The 15,067-nt window shown below is 66.2% G+C and carries 11 protein-coding genes and 1 pseudogene; 6 read left to right on the top strand and 6 right to left on the bottom strand.

The annotated features are described in order from the left end of the window. Positions 1-35 precede the first annotated feature (35 nt). Both ACW179_RS02190 and ACW179_RS02185 read right to left on the bottom strand, forming a co-directional pair. Entirely contained in the window at positions 36-1,031 is a 996-nt protein-coding gene (locus ACW179_RS02190) for a hydroxyacid dehydrogenase (RefSeq protein WP_492062522.1), read from the bottom strand. A gap of 161 nt (positions 1,032-1,192) precedes the next feature. Beyond that, entirely contained in the window at positions 1,193-2,581 is a 1,389-nt protein-coding gene (locus tag ACW179_RS02185) for an L-serine ammonia-lyase (RefSeq protein ID WP_492062520.1), read from the bottom strand. Between the two features lie 46 nt (positions 2,582-2,627). Between ACW179_RS02185 and ACW179_RS02180 the strand changes: the two are divergent. After that, a pseudogene (locus tag ACW179_RS02180) lies at positions 2,628-2,711 on the top strand (hypothetical protein); the annotation flags it as partial. Positions 2,712-2,754: 43 nt separating this feature from the next. On the opposite strand, the gene ACW179_RS02175 reads toward ACW179_RS02180, so the two are convergent. The 3 genes from ACW179_RS02175 to ACW179_RS02165 all read right to left on the bottom strand — a co-directional run bounded on the left by ACW179_RS02175 (position 2,755) and on the right by ACW179_RS02165 (position 6,939). Beyond that, positions 2,755-4,407, bottom strand: a complete 1,653-nt coding sequence (locus ACW179_RS02175; RefSeq protein ID WP_492062518.1) for a M28 family metallopeptidase — start codon at positions 4,405-4,407, stop codon at positions 2,755-2,757. A 210-nt stretch (positions 4,408-4,617) separates the two neighbouring features. Next, positions 4,618-5,865, bottom strand: coding sequence for an alanine racemase (locus ACW179_RS02170; RefSeq protein WP_492062516.1), 1,248 nt, complete (start codon positions 5,863-5,865; stop codon positions 4,618-4,620). Positions 5,866-5,961: 96 nt separating this feature from the next. Continuing rightward, positions 5,962-6,939 carry a threonine ammonia-lyase gene (locus ACW179_RS02165; protein ID WP_492062514.1) on the bottom strand — a complete coding sequence of 326 codons (978 nt, stop codon included), beginning with the start codon at positions 6,937-6,939 and terminating at the stop codon, positions 5,962-5,964. Positions 6,940-7,040: 101 nt separating this feature from the next. Between ACW179_RS02165 and ACW179_RS02160 the strand changes: the two genes are divergently transcribed. The 5 genes from ACW179_RS02160 to ACW179_RS02140 all read left to right on the top strand — a co-directional run bounded on the left by ACW179_RS02160 (position 7,041) and on the right by ACW179_RS02140 (position 14,177). Further along, positions 7,041-7,649, top strand: coding sequence for an acyloxyacyl hydrolase (locus tag ACW179_RS02160; RefSeq protein ID WP_492062512.1), 609 nt, complete (start codon positions 7,041-7,043; stop codon positions 7,647-7,649). Between the two features lie 123 nt (positions 7,650-7,772). Then, positions 7,773-9,059 (top strand): adenylosuccinate synthase, encoded by a 1,287-nt coding sequence (locus ACW179_RS02155; RefSeq protein WP_492062510.1) that lies wholly within the window; start codon positions 7,773-7,775, stop codon positions 9,057-9,059. Positions 9,060-9,274: 215 nt separating this feature from the next. Next, positions 9,275-10,414, top strand: coding sequence for a hypothetical protein (locus tag ACW179_RS02150; RefSeq protein ID WP_492062508.1), 1,140 nt, complete (start codon positions 9,275-9,277; stop codon positions 10,412-10,414). An 87-nt stretch (positions 10,415-10,501) separates the two neighbouring features. Further along, positions 10,502-11,311 (top strand): response regulator, encoded by an 810-nt coding sequence (locus ACW179_RS02145; RefSeq protein ID WP_492062507.1) that lies wholly within the window; start codon positions 10,502-10,504, stop codon positions 11,309-11,311. A gap of 175 nt (positions 11,312-11,486) precedes the next feature. Beyond that, positions 11,487-14,177 (top strand): TonB-dependent receptor, encoded by a 2,691-nt coding sequence (locus ACW179_RS02140; RefSeq protein WP_492062505.1) that lies wholly within the window; start codon positions 11,487-11,489, stop codon positions 14,175-14,177. A gap of 80 nt (positions 14,178-14,257) precedes the next feature. Here the strand turns inward: ACW179_RS02140 and ACW179_RS02135 are convergent, their stop codons facing one another. Next, complete coding sequence (locus tag ACW179_RS02135; RefSeq protein WP_492062503.1) at positions 14,258-14,977, bottom strand: alpha/beta fold hydrolase; 720 nt, start codon at positions 14,975-14,977, stop codon at positions 14,258-14,260. Between the last annotated feature and the right edge of the window lie 90 nt (positions 14,978-15,067).

The following is a 15,067-nucleotide window of genomic DNA, read 5'->3' as shown; positions in this document are numbered from 1 at the left end:
AGAAGATCGCGGCGGCGCTCGGCAAGGGGGAGACCTCAGGCCGTGACGACGTGGCGGGGCGTGCCGGCCGCAAAGGCTTCGATATTGCCCAGGGTCACGCTCATGATCCGCCCCACGGCTTCACGGGTGTCATAGGCCACGTGCGGGGTGACGATGACATTGGGCAGTTTCAGCAGGGCATGGCTGGCGACCAGGGCGCGCAGGCCTTCCGGCGCAGGCGGCGTCGCCGAGCGAAAGATCTGGGCCTCGTCGCGCAGCCAGGGCTCCTGGCTGAGCACGTCGAGTGCCGCCCCGGCGATCTGGCCGGTGAGCAGGGCGTGCAGCAGGGCCTCGGCGTCGACCACCCCGCCGCGCGCGGTGTTGACGATCACCGCCGAGGGCTTCATCGCGGCCAGCTGCGCGGCGCCGATCAGGCCTTCCGTCGCCGGACCGCCGGGAATGTGCAGGGTCAGCACGTCGCAGGTGGCGATCAGGGTCTCGAGCGGCACATAGCGGAAGCCCAGGGCCTCGGCGGCCTCGACGTCCGGCTTCATGTCGAAGGCGATGATCTCCATGTCGAAGCCCCTGGCGATCTTGATCACCCGGCGGCCGATCTGGCCCGTCCCGACCACGCCCAGGGTCTTGCCGCCGAGGTCAAAGCCCCTCAGCCCGTCCTGCGAGAAGTCGCCCCGGCGGGTGCGGTCGACGGTTTCGGGGATCTTGCGGGCCAGGGCCAGCAGCAGGGCGAAGGCGTGTTCTCCCACCGTCGGGTCGCCATAGTCGGGCACGTTGCAGACGGTCACGCCGTGGGCTTTGCAGTAGCCCAGGTCGATATGGTCATAGCCGGTCGAGCGCGTGGCGATCAGGCGCAGCTTGGGGATTTGCGCCAGGGTCGCGGCGTCGAGCCGCGAGTCGATGAAGGTCGAGATCACCTCGGCTTCGGGGAAGCCTGGGCCGGCGACCTCGCTCACACAGGTCACGGCGTGATCTTGGCCAAGGCCGGCCACTGCGGCGCGTTCCCAGTCCTCGGCTTCGAAGATGACGATGTTCATGGCATGCGCTCCCGGCCGGGCGATCGGCGCCCGCAGGGATAACGCGCGGGATTGTCAGATGCAGCTAAGGGGTGACCGCAGCCCTTGCCCCCTCCGCGCCTACGGCGCTCCTCCCCCAGAGTGGGAAGATGGTCGCGAAGCGACCCGTAGGGCGCAAGTGATCAGCACTCCACCCGGTTGACCGACAGCCCCACGGCCAGACCGCCCATCGAGGTTTCCTTGTAGATCTCGTTCATGTCCTCGCCGGTGCGCTTCATCGTGGCGATCACCTTGTCGAGGCTCACCGAGTGCTGGCCGTCGCCCAGCAGGGCCAGGCGGGCGGCGTCGATGGCCTTGATGGCACCCATGGCGTTGCGCTCGATGCAGGGGATCTGCACCAGGCCGCCGATCGGATCGCAGGTCAGGCCCAGATTGTGCTCCATGCCGATCTCGGCGGCGTTCTCGATCTGGGCGTTGCTGCCGCCCAAAGCGGCGCACAGCCCGGCGGCGGCCATCGAGCAGGCGACGCCGACCTCGCCCTGGCAGCCCACCTCGGCGCCGCTGATCGAGGCATTGCGCTTGTAGAGCGCGCCGATGGCGGCGGCGGTCAGCAGGAAGACGCGGATCTGCTCCGGCGTGCCGTTGTAGAAGCGCACGAAGAACCGCAACACCGCCGGCACCAGCCCGGCCGCGCCATTGGTCGGGGCGGTGACCACCCGGCCGCCGGCGGCGTTCTCCTCGTTCACCGCCATGGCCCACAGATTGACGAAGTCCATGGCCGCCAGAGGATCGCTGATCTGGCGCTCCATGCGGCCCTGGATGGTCTGGTGGATCTGGCGGGCGCGGCGCTTCACCGATAGACCGCCGGGCAGGACGCCGTCCTGCCGCATGCCCCGGTCGATACAGGCTTCCATGGCCCCGTAGATGCGGTCGATACCGGCGTTCATGTCGTCCAGCGACATTCGGGCCAACTCGTTGGCCCCCATCACGCCGGCGATGGTCAGGCCAGCATCGGCGGCGCGCTGCAAGAGATCGGCGCCGCTCTCGAACGGGAAGGGGATGGCCGGACCGTCTTCCGGCGGGGCGTTGCGGCCCATCTCGCTCTCGTCGCGCACGAAGCCGCCGCCGATCGAGAAATAGGTGCGTTCTGAGATCACGACGCCGGCGGCGTCGAATGCGACGAAGGTCAGGCCGTTAGGGTGCTGGGGCAGGCGTTCGTGGCCCAGCCAGACGATGTCGCGGGCCTCGTCGAAGGCGACACCGGTCTCGCCGCCCAGCTTCAGCCACTGGGTCGCGCGGGTCTCCGCCAGGGCCGCCTCGCCCGCGTCAGGATCGAGATCGGCCGGCACCAAGCCCATCAGACCCAGGATCACCGCCAGATCCGTGGCGTGGCCGCGTCCGGTCAGGGCCAGGGAGGCGTAGAGCCGCGTTTCGACGCGCGCTGTGATCGCGAGCTTTCCGGCCTCACGCAGGCGGCCGACGAACAGCACCGCCGCCGTCATCGGGCCCATGGTGTGGCTGCTGGACGGGCCGACGCCGAGCTTGAAGAGGTCGAAGACCGAGGCTGTCATAAGAGCATCCCGCACGCCCGCGTTGCGGTGAGCGCTATCCGGTTCAAAACATGTTTGTCATCCCGGCCGCAGCGTAGCGGAGAGCCGGGACCCAGGGGCAACCGCGATGCTCCGGCTCCTGGGTCCCGGATAGCCTCTGCGAGGCTTCCGGGATGACAAGATAGAGGTGCGGCTTACTTGCGCTCTGCCTTGGTCGCGTCGCGCGTGCCCTTGAACTCCGAGCCCTCGCCCCATTCGGGCCAGCGGGTCGAGGTGGCCAGGTCGCGGCCCAGGCCATAAAGCAGGGTGATGTCGGCGGTCATGCCGTCGACCCGCCAGCTGTCGTTCCACTCGTCGGCGGGCTGGTGGTAGGCGTTGATGCGATAGGCGTCAGCGAAGGCCTTGCCGGCCGCCACCCCGCCCTCGACCAGGTCCTCGCCCGAGCCGAACGAGATGGCCGGCACGCCGCGCTTGGCGAACGGGAAGTGGTCCGAGCGATAGAAGTAGCCGGCCTCGGTCGCGGGGTCGGGCGTGTAGCTGCGGCCGACCTTCTTGCCGTGGGCGATCAGGTCATCCAGCAAGCCGAGCTTGGCGCTGCCCGAGATGGTGAAGTCTTTTGCCGGGCCGGCGGGGTCAAGGGCGTCGGTGTTGATCACGCCCACCGTCTTGGCCAGCGGATACAGCGGATTGGCCGCATAGTATTCCGAGCCCAGCAGGCCCTTTTCCTCGGCCGTCACGGCCAGGAAGACAAGGGTGCGGTCGGTGCGCGGGGCCTGGGCGTAGACGCGGCCCATTTCCAGCATGGCGGCGATGCCGGTCGCGTTGTCGACGGCGCCGTTATAGATCGTGTCGCCCTTGGCGTCGGCCAGGCCCACGCCTAGATGGTCCCAGTGGCCGGTGAAGAACACCGTCTCGTCCGGACGCTTGGCACCGGTCAGCTTGCCGACCACGTTCTTGGAGACGATCACCTTGGGCTCGACCGCGTAGTTGGCCGAGAAGGTCGCGCCTTTCAGTTCCACAGGCTTGAAGTCACGGCTCTGAGCCTGCTTTTTCAGGGCGTCGAAATCCAGGCCCGCGGCCTTGAACAGTTCGACGGCGGTGTCGCGCTGGATCCAGCCTTCCAGAGCTGGGTGCGACTTGCTCGGCTCCTTGCGGACAATGTCGAACATCGTGTTGGTGTTGGAGTTCTTGACCGTGGCCCAGCCGTAGGAGGCCGGGGCCGTTTCATGCACGATCAGCAGGCCGGCAGCACCCAGGCGCGCGGCTTCCTCGTACTTGTAGGTCCAGCGGCCGTAATAGGTCATGGCCTTGCCGCCGAAGTCACCGGAACCGGTCTCGAAGTCCGGGTCGTTGATCAGCACGACGACGATCTTGCCCTTGACGTCCAGGCCCTTGAAGTCGTCCCAGTTCCGTTCAGGCGCTTTCACGCCATAGCCGGCGAAAACGATCGGAGCGTTCTGGATCGACACCTTGTCGACATTGGTCATGGCAGCGCGGATGGCGATCTGCTCGCCCTGGTTCAACATGATGTGGTTGGGGCCGACCATCATGTGGGCGCTGACCGGGCCCTTGATCTCGAACATGCCCAGCGGCACGTCCTGGGTCCAGGCGCGCTTGCCGTCCTTCAGATCGCCGCCGGGCTCCAGGCCCGCAGCCTGCATCTGCTCGACAATATAGGCGACGGTCTTGGTTTCGCCGGCCGTGGCAGGACCCCGGCCCTCGAACGCGTCCGACGACAGGGTCTTGATGTGGGCAGTCAGCTTGCCGGGGTCGATCTTCGGCGCATCGGCAGCGTGGGCCAGCATGGGGGCCGTGAACAGGACGGTGGCGAGCAGAAGACGTTTCATCAGTGACACTCTTTGGGGTCAGATCTTGTCGTTGGAGCGGGACCGTATCCGGGGTCTTGTGCGAGGGCTAGGGGGCGTGTGTTTGCCGGCTCACTTGCCCCCTCCTGGCTGCTTCGCAGCCGTCCTCCCCCGTAGGGGGAAGATGAGATCGCCGCCCTTCATCTTCCCCCTACGGGGGAGGAGCGCGAAGCGCGGAGGGGGCAAGTCATGTCAGGTCCTGGAGACCCGCCGCCCATCCACCGCCCACCGCTCCAGGGTCTCGCCGTCCCAGACATGCAGGGCGTCGTAGAGATTGATCGTCGGATCGCAGTGCCCCGGCTGTAGCCAGACAATGTCGCCCACCGCCGGGGCATCGGCCGGGAAGGCGCGGGCCGGATCGGCGTCGGCGGCGCTGACGGCGCGGTCAAAGCCCAGGGGATCGCGGCCGGCGGCTTTCAGCACGTCGATCAGGGCCGGGTGGGCGATCATGCCATGCTCGTCGCCCATCGGCCGCCACAGCGAGCCCGGAGCCGCACCGGCGACGATGCGGGCCGGCGGGCCGTCCATCGACACGGCCTTGAACCCTGCGTCGACAACGACATGGCTCTTGTGGCGGGCCGAGACGACACTGGCGGCGATGAACAGGGACGGTTCAAACGGCCAGTCGCCGCCGCCTGGCGCGCCGCAGGCGTCGTACTCGACATCCATCACGGCGTAGGAACCGGCCTGCAGTTCGGTGAAGACGCCCGAGGCCAGGTCAAAGGCGTGGGTGCCGGTGCCGCCGCCGGTGACCACGGGCGGCGGCAGACCGGCGGCGGTCAGGTCAGCGACCAGGCTCCTGAGGGTCGCGAAGGCGGCCTCGTCGGCCGAGCGGCGCAGCGCCCCGTCGTCCAGATGCTGCAGGTGGCCGAGATAGGCCTGGATCCCGGCAAAGCGCAGGCCCGGAGCGGCGTCGGCGGCGCGGGCCAGGGCCAGGGCCTCGTGTGGATAGGCTCCCGTGCGGTGGGTGCCCAGGTCCAGGTCAACGACCAGATCCAGCGTTGTCCCTGCCGCGACGGCGGCGTCCGACAGCCGGTCGATCTGGCCCTCGTCATCGGCGGTGACGCCGACCGTGGCGCCGCTCCGGGCCAGGGCCGCCAGACGCGGCCCAGCCCAGGCGGGCGGCGGAGCGGTGACCAGGACGTCGGTGATCCCCCCGGCTACGAAGGCCTCGGCCTCGCCCACCGTCTGGGCGCACAGGCCGACGGCCCCGCGCTCGATGATCAGCCGGCCCAGGATCGAGCACTTGTGGGTCTTGCCATGGGCCCGCAGCCGGACGCCGGCCGCGTCGCACAGGACCTGCATGCGGTCGAGGTTGCGCAGCAGGGCCGCCTTGTCGATGACGAGGAGCGGGGTCTGGGGGAGGGCGGTGTGCGGTGGAAAGTTCATGCTGTTCCCATTCCCTTGACCGTCATCCCGCGACTTGTTCACGGGACCCATTTGTCCGCCACAGGTGCAGCGCCCAATGGAACATGCCCATGCAAGCTGAGCCATGGGTCCCGCGAACAAGTCGCGGGATGACGGGATTTGTTGTTGCTAGATCTCGCCTGCCAGTACCCGGGCAAACAGGTCCGGATCGACATTGCCACCCGACAGCACGATGGCACTGGTCTGTTCGGCCACCTCAATCTTGCCGGCCAGGGCCGCCGCGAGGGCCACGCAGCCGCCGGGCTCGACCACCAGTTTCAGCACCGAGAAGGCATAGCGCATCGCCTCAGCGACCTCGGCATCGGTGACCGCGACGATCCCGGACAGATTGGCCTGGTTGATCGGAAAGGTCAGTTCGCCGGGGATCGGGGTCAGCAGGGCGTCGCAGATCGAGCGGGCCTCCGGATCGATGGTTTCACGGCGGCCGCTCTCCAGCGATCGGCGGGTCTCGTCGAAACCGGCGGGCTCTACGCCCCAGACCTCGGTGCCGGGCGACAGGGCTTTTACGGCCGTCGAGGTTCCGGCGATCAGCCCGCCGCCGCCAACACAGCAGAGCAGGCGGTCCAGTTCGACGCCCCGGGCGCGGACCTGATCAACGATCTCGAGGCCCAGTGTGCCCTGGCCGGCAATGATGTGCGGATCGTCATAGGAGGGCACGACCACGCAGCCGCGCTCGGCGGCGATCTGGTCAGCGATGGCGACCCGGTCCTCAGTGAAGCGGTCGTAGAAGCGGATCTCGGCCCCGAAGCCGCGGGTGCCCTCGACCTTCACGGCCGGCGAATCGGACGGCATGACGATCAGGGCCGGACAGCCGACCAGCTGGGCCGCCAGGGCCACGCCCTGGGCGTGATTGCCCGACGAAAAGGCGACCACGCCGCGGCGGCGCTCGTCGGGCGTCAGCTGGCTGAGCCGGTTATAGGCCCCCCGGAACTTGAAGGCCCCCGCCCGCTGCAGGGTCTCCGGCTTCAGGAAGATCCGCCCGCCCAGCCGTGCGTTCAGGGCCGGGCTCTCGATCAGGGGGGTCTCGACGGCCTGACCCCGGAGACGGTCGGCGGCGGCCTGGATATCGGCGAGGGTGATGCTCATGACCGGAGGCTAGGGCGTTCCGGCCGCGCCTTGAAGACCCTTTGCGCGGCGCGACGATCACGCCATAACAGCCCCGGGATCATGCTGCTCAGGACGTCTCGATGAAAATCGCCTTGCTCGCCGCCTCGGCCGCCGCCGTTCTGGGCGCAGCCTCGCCCGCCCTGGCCGGGGAAGTCTATGTCGGAGCCCTCAAGCACGACGTCACCTTCATCGGCGAGGCGGTCGGCCTCGGTGCCGCCGGGCGCGAAGACGGCGTCGACATCCATCTCGGCTACCGCACCGAACGGCTGGAAAACCTGACCTGGCTCGGCCGGCCGCAGGTTCACGCCATGGTCTCGATCAACAGCGAGAACACCTCCAACTTCGTCGCTGCCGGCTTCAACTGGAAGATCGATTTCGGCCAGGAGGGCGGCTTCTACCTGCGCCCCGGCTTCGGCCTGGCCTATACGGACGGCGAGACCCAGCTGCCGCCGGTCAACGAGCCGGGCATCAGTCAGGCCGAGATCGACCGCCGCCTGGTGCTCTACAACACCCGTATCGACTTCGGCTCGAAGGTACTGTTCGAGCCGGAACTGGCGCTGGGCTACCAGTTCAACGACCGCTGGTCCGGCGAACTGGCCTATACGCACCTGTCGAACGGCCAGATCTTCCACCAGGGCAAGAACCAGGGACTTGACGACGTGGGGGTTCGGCTGGTCTACGCCTTCTGACTTCGCGGGGACCGGCTTTGACCGTCCTCGTGTCGCCGCCCAAAACTGAATAAGCGTCTGCGGCCGAGTCCTGTCGAAGGGCCGCTGGACGTCACCGGGCAGGTGACAAGGCATATCTCTACCATGGCCAATGTGACCGTCGTCGGCGCCCAGTGGGGCGATGAAGGCAAGGGCAAGATCGTTGACTGGCTGTCCAACCGGGCAGACGTCGTCGTGCGCTTCCAGGGCGGCCACAATGCCGGCCATACGCTGGTGGTGGACGGCAAGGTCTACAAGCTGGCCCTGCTGCCCTCGGGCGTCGTGCAGGGCAAGCTCTCGGTGATCGGCAATGGCGTGGTGGTCGATCCCTGGCACCTGCTGGGCGAGATCGCCAAGATTGCCGAACAGGGCGTGATCATCGGTCCGGACCTGCTGGTTCTGGCCGACAACGCCACCCTGATCCTGCCGCTGCACAAGGACCTGGATCAGGGCCGCGAAGCCGCCTCCAGCCAGAAGATCGGCACCACCGGCCGCGGCATCGGCCCGGCCTATGAAGACAAGGTCGGCCGTCGCGCCATTCGGGTCGCCGACCTGGCCGACCCCGAAGCCCTGAAGCCCAAGATCGAGCGCCTGCTCAGTCACCACGGCGCCCTGCGTCGCGGCCTGGGCCTGCCCGAGGCCGACGGCGAGGCGCTTTTCGACCAGCTGATGGAGATCGCGCCGCAGATCCTGGCCTATGCCCAGCCCGCCTGGCGCCTGCTGGACCAGGCCTACAAGGCCGGCAAGCGCATCCTGTTCGAAGGCGCCCAGGGCGCCCTGCTGGACGTTGACCACGGCACCTATCCGTTCGTCACCTCGTCCAACACCGTCGCCGGCCAGGCCGCCGCCGGTTCGGGCATGGGTCCCAAGGGGCCGGGATATGTGCTGGGCATCGTCAAGGCCTACACCACCCGCGTCGGCGAGGGGCCGTTCGCCTGCGAGCTGGATGATGAAGTCGGCAAGCACCTGTCGACGGTCGGCCGCGAGGTCGGGGTCAATACCGGCCGCGCCCGCCGCTGCGGCTGGTTCGACGCGGTGCTGGTGCGCCAGTCGGTGGCCATCAATGGCATCGACGGCATCGCCCTGACCAAGCTGGACGTGCTGGACGGCCTCAAGACCCTGAAGATCTGCGTCGGCTACAAGATCGGCGACCGCGAGGTCGACTATCTGCCGGCCGGCATGCGCGACCAGGCCGCCGCTGTGCCGATCTATGAAGAGATGGACGGCTGGAGCGAAAGCACCGCCGGTGCCCGCTCATTCAAGGACCTCAATGCCAACGCCATCAAATATGTGCGCCGGGTCGAGGAACTGATCGGCGCCCCTGTGGCCCTGCTGTCGACCAGCCCCGAGCGGGACGACACCATTCTGATGCGTGATCCCTTCCAGGGCTGAGGCGCTCAGCTCTGGAGCTTGCGATCCGGCGCTTGCCCGATTTGGGTACGCGCCGGATCAGCACAAAGCCCTCGCAGCCCGGAAAAGCATGCAGCCACAGGATGTTGTGGAAAATCCTAAAGGTTGAGCTCTCGTGAGAGATCGCGGTTCAGTTAGCGTTTGTTTAGCAAGCTGCGCGCATACAGGGGGTCTCTTCCTGCAAGGATCGCCCCGTCGTGTCAGCGCGTCGCAAACTGAAACCAGTGCGCAAGACCGACCGGGTCACCCGCAGTCTTCGTGCGCTGGAGCGCACCGCTTCGACCAGCAGGGTGCTCAACCTGTTGGCCATCCAGGCCGATAGCGGCCACCGCCCTGAGCACGGCCAGCATCCCCTTTTCCGCAACCGGGTGCTGAACAGCGCCCTGGTGGTCAAGCATCGCCTCCGCAACGACGACATCTTCCTGTTCGACGAGGCGCGCCCGACGGCGACCAAGATCATCATCCCGTTCGATCGCTCTGATCTTGGTCTGGGCGGCCAGTCGTTCTTTGTTGGTCAGCGCGGCTGGATGGATCTGCTGCGCGAGGCCTGCAACGACCACTCCGACATGGGGCGCGACCTGCAGACCCTGCGGCTGATCGACAGCCTGCCGTCGCTGGACCCGTTCCTGCTCCGCGAGCATCTGCGTCGCCACGCTCTGAACGTGGCGCCCTGCTATTTCGCCATCTCGCCCGGCGATCTGGAGCAGATGATGGGCTTTGTCGCCTATGAGATCTCGCGCCTGATCGAGCTGGCCTATCGTGATACCGGCCGGGCCTCGGGCACGCATGTCGCCCGCCTTGTCGAGGCCCTGCTGTCGACCCATGTCGACGAGCGCCTTGAGCCCTTGCGCCATACGCTGGTCATGGAGGGCGAAAGCTTCAAGGAAGGCGTCTTCAGCTGGAAGGGCTTCCTCTATTACAAGTGGATGCTCACCAAGCTGTGGCCGCAACTGACCGTCGTCAGCGCCGAGATCGGCCAGATGGTCATCACCGGCGCGCGCGATGCCGAGACCGCCCGCTATATCGATGAGACCCGCCGGCGCCTGCAGAACGGTGTCATGGTGGAACGCGCGGCAGTTCAGCGGGCTATCAAGGTGTATGATGACGCCTTCGAGGACCTTATCCACAATGGCCGACCCCAGGCCTTCCGCGAGTTTTTGCTGCGGGCACCCGACATGTTCATCTCGCTGGGCGAGAAGCTCGGCGTGGTGTCGCACATCGCCAGTTTCTGGCGCTATCGGTTCGCCGCGGGCCAGACACCGACCGCCGATGTGGATGAAGCCATCGATATCTTGCAAGATTTCGAGGGCGGCCTCAGCGTCACGCTCTCAAACTGACGTGGCTTTACGCAAACGTCGTCAAACTGATTTTTACGATCGCGCTCTAGTGTAGAGTGCGTACCAGAGTAGGAGCTGATTGGTCCGGTGTTTGACGGCAATCTTCGCACGATCAACCGCGTCGCTGCCAAGACACAGCGGGTGCTGGTCGCTGACCCCAATCCGGCGACCGGGCGCCTGCTGGCTGACCAGATGCGCGGGTTGGGTGGCGTGCAGATCTATGCCGCACCGACCATTGAGAAGGCCTATGCCATGGCCCGTACAATGGATCCGCAACTGATCTTCGTTGAGCAGGCCAGCGCGGGTCTCGACGGTTTGCTGCTGACCCGCAAAATTCGCCGCAGCGACCTGGCCTGCCGTATGGCGCCAATCGTCATGTGCACGGCCGACGCCACCGCTGAATTGATCTTCGGGGCCCGCGACGCCGGGGTTCACGAGTTCATGCGCAAGCCCTTCACCATCGGTGACCTTGAGCGCCGCCTGGAGGCCGTGGCGCTCAAGCCTCGCGACTGGGTCGAGGCGGTGCAGTATGTCGGCCCCGACCGTCGTCGGTTCAACTCGGCCGACTACAAGGGGCCTCGCAAGCGCAAGGCCGACGCCAAGGGCTCGATCGCCGCGCGCCTGTCCCAGGCCCTGCGTATCGTTCGCTCGGCTTCCCAGGCGCTGGACAGCGACCCCGCCCAGGCCCGCCGCGCTCTGGCTGCTCAGGCTGTGGAACTGCGCAAGGTCGGTGAGGCGGTCAAGGAGCCGCGTCTGGTCGCTGCGGCTGCGGCCCTTGAGGAATGCATGCTCAGCGATCTCTCCGGCGCTGAAGTCCGCGCTCAGCTATTGGGCCGCATCGACGCCCTGATGGGCTTCATGGGCGCCGATGACAACGGCGGTCGCGGCGCGGCCTAGTTGGCCGAGTGGCGCGGTTCAAGGGTGGATCGATGAGATCTGCCGGGCGAGGCGGGTGTGTCCCTCGTGTGACAGGGCTTGGCTATCACTCGACCGTCACAATTCGACAATGCAAATCCTAAAAATGTTTCACAGAGCCTAACTAACGGTCCCCCAACTCACTGAGGGGACTACAATGAAATTCCGGGTTCTTCTGATGGGCGCCGTCTCGGCGCTCGGCTTGGCGTCGATGGCCAACGCCCAGGTTGCAGGTGCTGAAACCGCAGAAGTCAGCGAGCTGCTGGTCACCGCCCGTCGCCCGCTCGCGGAAAGCGAAGCCACCGCCCTTCAGGTGCAGCGCAACTCGGACTCGCTGGTCAGCGTCCTCTCGGCCGACGCCGTCGGCGACCTGCCCGACCAGAACATCGCCTTCGCCGTAGGCCGCCTGCCGGGCGTCGCCGTCCAGCGCGACCAGGGCCAAGCCCGTTACATCAACTTGCGCGGCGCGCCGGTCTATTGGACCACCCTGTCTTTCGACGGTCTGAGCGTGGTGAGCCCGCAGGGCCGCGACTCGCGCTTTGACAACATCCCCTCTGCCATCGCCAGCCAGATCACGGTTCAGAAGGCCATCGTGCCGTCGATGCCGGGCGACACCGTGGCCGGCAATATCGACATCCGTACGCGCCGCGCCTTTGACTACAAAGGCCAAAAGCTGACCGGCAAGGTCGGGGTCGGCAAGGTCGAGCTGGGCGGCGGCACCGAGTGGGACACCAACCTCGTCTATTCGAACATCTTCATGGACGGCAAGCTGGGCATCGTGGCCCAGGGTTCGTTCTACAGCCGCGACATGGTCACCAATAACTGGGAAACCGATCCCTACATCACCAACACGACGGATCCGACCAAGCATTTCGCGCGTGAACACGAGAATAAGCACTACCGTCTGAACCGATCGAACTATTCGGGCTCGACCCGCATTGACTACAAGTTCGACGACAACAACTCGATCTTCGCCAGCACCATCAACACCTATTATCATGATGACGAACTGCGCGATAACTTCATCTTCCGTCTGGACCAGGGCACGGATGCTGCGGGTAACGCGTACAATTCCGCCGCTTACATCAACGCTAACAACCCGACCTTCGGCACGGTGTATGGCGCGCGGATCAACGGACGCGTCGACTATCGCGACACCAAGGAGTTCATGACCACCAATACGGTGGGTGGCGAGCACACCCTGTCGGGTTGGAACGCGTCCTGGCGCCTGAATTACACCTTCACCGACGACGGCCGCGACACCCCGGTGACGGCAGCGTTCCAGAGCCCGTCCAGCTTCCTGCTGCGTCCGACCGTTGAATATGACTTCCGCAACGGCGACGTGAACACCATCAAGCTGTTCACCACCGGCGGCACGACCTCGGCCCGTACCCAGGGCGCGCAGGTCACCAATATCGAAGCCTTCCAGTTCCCCGCCCAGTCCATTGGCAACCTCACCGGCGGCGACATCACCAGCGCCTGGACCGGCAAGTTCGATCTGGACCACGAGACCGAGTTCTTCGGCCTGCCCACCAAGCTGGAATTTGGCGGCCTCTTCACCGACCGCACCAAGAAGTCGCGCGAGACCAGCTACACGCGCAGCTTCACCTCCAGCACCGCGCTGCCCTGGTCGTTCTTCGCCATCGACGACGCCTATATGGGCACCCAGAACCTCAACTACAGCTTCCGCTACACCAATGCGGGCGCGACCACGGCCTATATGGACGCCCAGGTGGCCAGCGGCGCGGCAGTTCGCAACGACACCCGCGGCAACTTCTGGAAGGTGTCGGAAAAGATCACTGCCGCCTACGGTATGGCCACCACGACATTCGACTGGGGTAACGTTGTCTACGGTGCCCGCGTCGAGATGATCGAGAACACCGGCCAAGCCTATGTGAACTTCCCGGCCGTCGGCACCACGGCGGCCGAGACCCGCCTGGTCAACACCTCCAGCGACGAGACCCTGGTCTATCCCAGCGTCCACCTGAACTGGAACGTCCGCGAGAACGTCAAGCTGCGGGTGGGCGTGACCACCTCGGCCTCGCGCGCCGACTTCGACGACCTGCGTCCGAACTTCTCGATCAACGACTCGGCCCAGACCATCTCGGGCGGCAATCCCCTGGCCAAGCCCGAAAAGCAGATCGGCCTGGACACCTATGTCGAGTGGTACATGACGCCCGAGGGCTTCTTCTCGGCCGGCGTGTTCTACAAGGACATCTCCGACGTGCTGGTTCAGAAGTCGAACACCTTCGGCCTCGACACCCTTGACGTCGCGGGTCTGGACCGCTCGAGCTATGTCTTCTCCCGCATCGACAACGGCGGCGACGGCCACCTGCAGGGCCTGGAACTGTTCTTCTCCGGCACGGCCAAGCAACTGGTCAGCGACCTGAAGCTGCCGGAATGGATGGAAGGCTTCGGCACCCGTCTGTCGGGGACCTGGACCACTTCGGAAGTGACCCTGCCGGCCGTGGGCACCGTTCCTGCCCGCACGATCAGCGTCCTGGGCACCTCTGACGCGGTCTACAATCTGCAGGCCATCTACGAAAAGTACGGCCTGACCGTCCGTCTCGCCTACCAGTACCGCACCCCCTGGGGTGAATCGGTCGGCACCTATCGCGACGTGAACGGCGGCATCTATCCGACCGACAACGGCGACGTCTTCTGGGATGCCGACGAAGAGCTCGACCTGTCGGTCCGCTACCAGGTCAACAAGCACTTCGAACTGTATCTCGACGGCGTCAACCTGACTGACCAGGGCGCCCGTCGCTATGCCGACAAGAAGCGCTATCCGATCGAGTATGAAACCTTCGGCCGCCGCTATATCGCGGGCGTGCGCTTCAACTTCTAAGTCCGATCCCTAACGCGCGACAGAAAATGGCCGGCTGAGCAATCAGCCGGCCATTGATGTTTTATAGATCCGTGATCGGACTATCGGGTTCCGGCCGGGCGCTCCAGCCAGTGTCGCAGGGCGCCGTTGACCGGCCCTGGTGCCTCCATCGGCGTCATGTGACCGGCGTTCGGGATCACCAGCAGGTGCGAGCAGCCGATGGCGGCGGCCATCTCGCGATGGTCTGTGGCGGGCGTGATCTGGTCGCTTTCGCCGCAGAGGATGATCAGGGGACAGCGCAGGGCCTTCACCGCCGCCTCGCCGTCGAAACGCTCCAGGCTGTTCTGGCGGATGAATACCTCGCGGCCCAGGCGCTGGGTCATGGCGATGATGCGGCCGGTCAGGTCGGCGTCGTCCAGGCGCGAGGGGTCGATATAGCTCTTCAGAATCGTGTGGCTGATGCCAAGGAACTCGCCGGGCTTGCGAGCGGCTTGCGTCAGGGCCTTACGCCGCGCGGCACGTTCGGGGCTGTCGGCGCGGATTGAGGTGTCCAGCAGGGCCAGACGCTCGATCCGCTGCGGCGCGATCCGGGCGATCTCCTGGGCCACATAGCCACCCATCGAAAAGCCGGCCAGGGCGAAGGTCGGTTCGGCGATCTCCAGCACCTGCCGCGCCAGCTCGCCGAGGGTTTCGCCGCGAGTCAGATCGGGTACGTGCGGTCGGGCGACATCGGCCAGGCCGGTGATCTGGTCGCGCCACAGTTCGGCGTCGTTCAGCAGGCCGGGCAGGAGGATGAGCTGGGGGAGAGCGGCGGCGGTCATCGACCGATCATAGCATCATGCCCCGCCGCCTTTCCTCTCCCAAAGCAGGCGGGCCTCTCCCAAAGCGGGCAGTGCCCGGGCCTTGCCAAG

The organism is Caulobacter sp. AVps18 (assembly GCF_058681425.1).
Note: the sequence above shows the minus strand (reverse complement) of the source record. Positions and strands in the feature narration are given on the sequence as shown.

What these genes read in the sequence shown, in the direction of transcription:
- ACW179_RS02190 (WP_492062522.1), bottom strand. Translation starts at nt 1,031, where the DNA reads ATGAACATCGTCATCTTCGAAGCCGAGGACTGGGAACGCGCCGCAGTG.
- ACW179_RS02135 (WP_492062503.1), bottom strand. Translation starts at nt 14,977, where the DNA reads ATGACCGCCGCCGCTCTCCCCCAGCTCATCCTCCTGCCCGGCCTGCTG.
- ACW179_RS02160 (WP_492062512.1), top strand. Translation starts at nt 7,041, where the DNA reads ATGAAAATCGCCTTGCTCGCCGCCTCGGCCGCCGCCGTTCTGGGCGCA.
- ACW179_RS02140 (WP_492062505.1), top strand. Translation starts at nt 11,487, where the DNA reads ATGAAATTCCGGGTTCTTCTGATGGGCGCCGTCTCGGCGCTCGGCTTG.
- ACW179_RS02165 (WP_492062514.1), bottom strand. Translation starts at nt 6,939, where the DNA reads ATGAGCATCACCCTCGCCGATATCCAGGCCGCCGCCGACCGTCTCCGG.
- ACW179_RS02170 (WP_492062516.1), bottom strand. Translation starts at nt 5,865, where the DNA reads ATGGGTCCCGTGAACAAGTCGCGGGATGACGGTCAAGGGAATGGGAAC.
- ACW179_RS02155 (WP_492062510.1), top strand. Translation starts at nt 7,773, where the DNA reads ATGGCCAATGTGACCGTCGTCGGCGCCCAGTGGGGCGATGAAGGCAAG.
- ACW179_RS02175 (WP_492062518.1), bottom strand. Translation starts at nt 4,407, where the DNA reads ATGAAACGTCTTCTGCTCGCCACCGTCCTGTTCACGGCCCCCATGCTG.
- ACW179_RS02185 (WP_492062520.1), bottom strand. Translation starts at nt 2,581, where the DNA reads ATGACAGCCTCGGTCTTCGACCTCTTCAAGCTCGGCGTCGGCCCGTCC.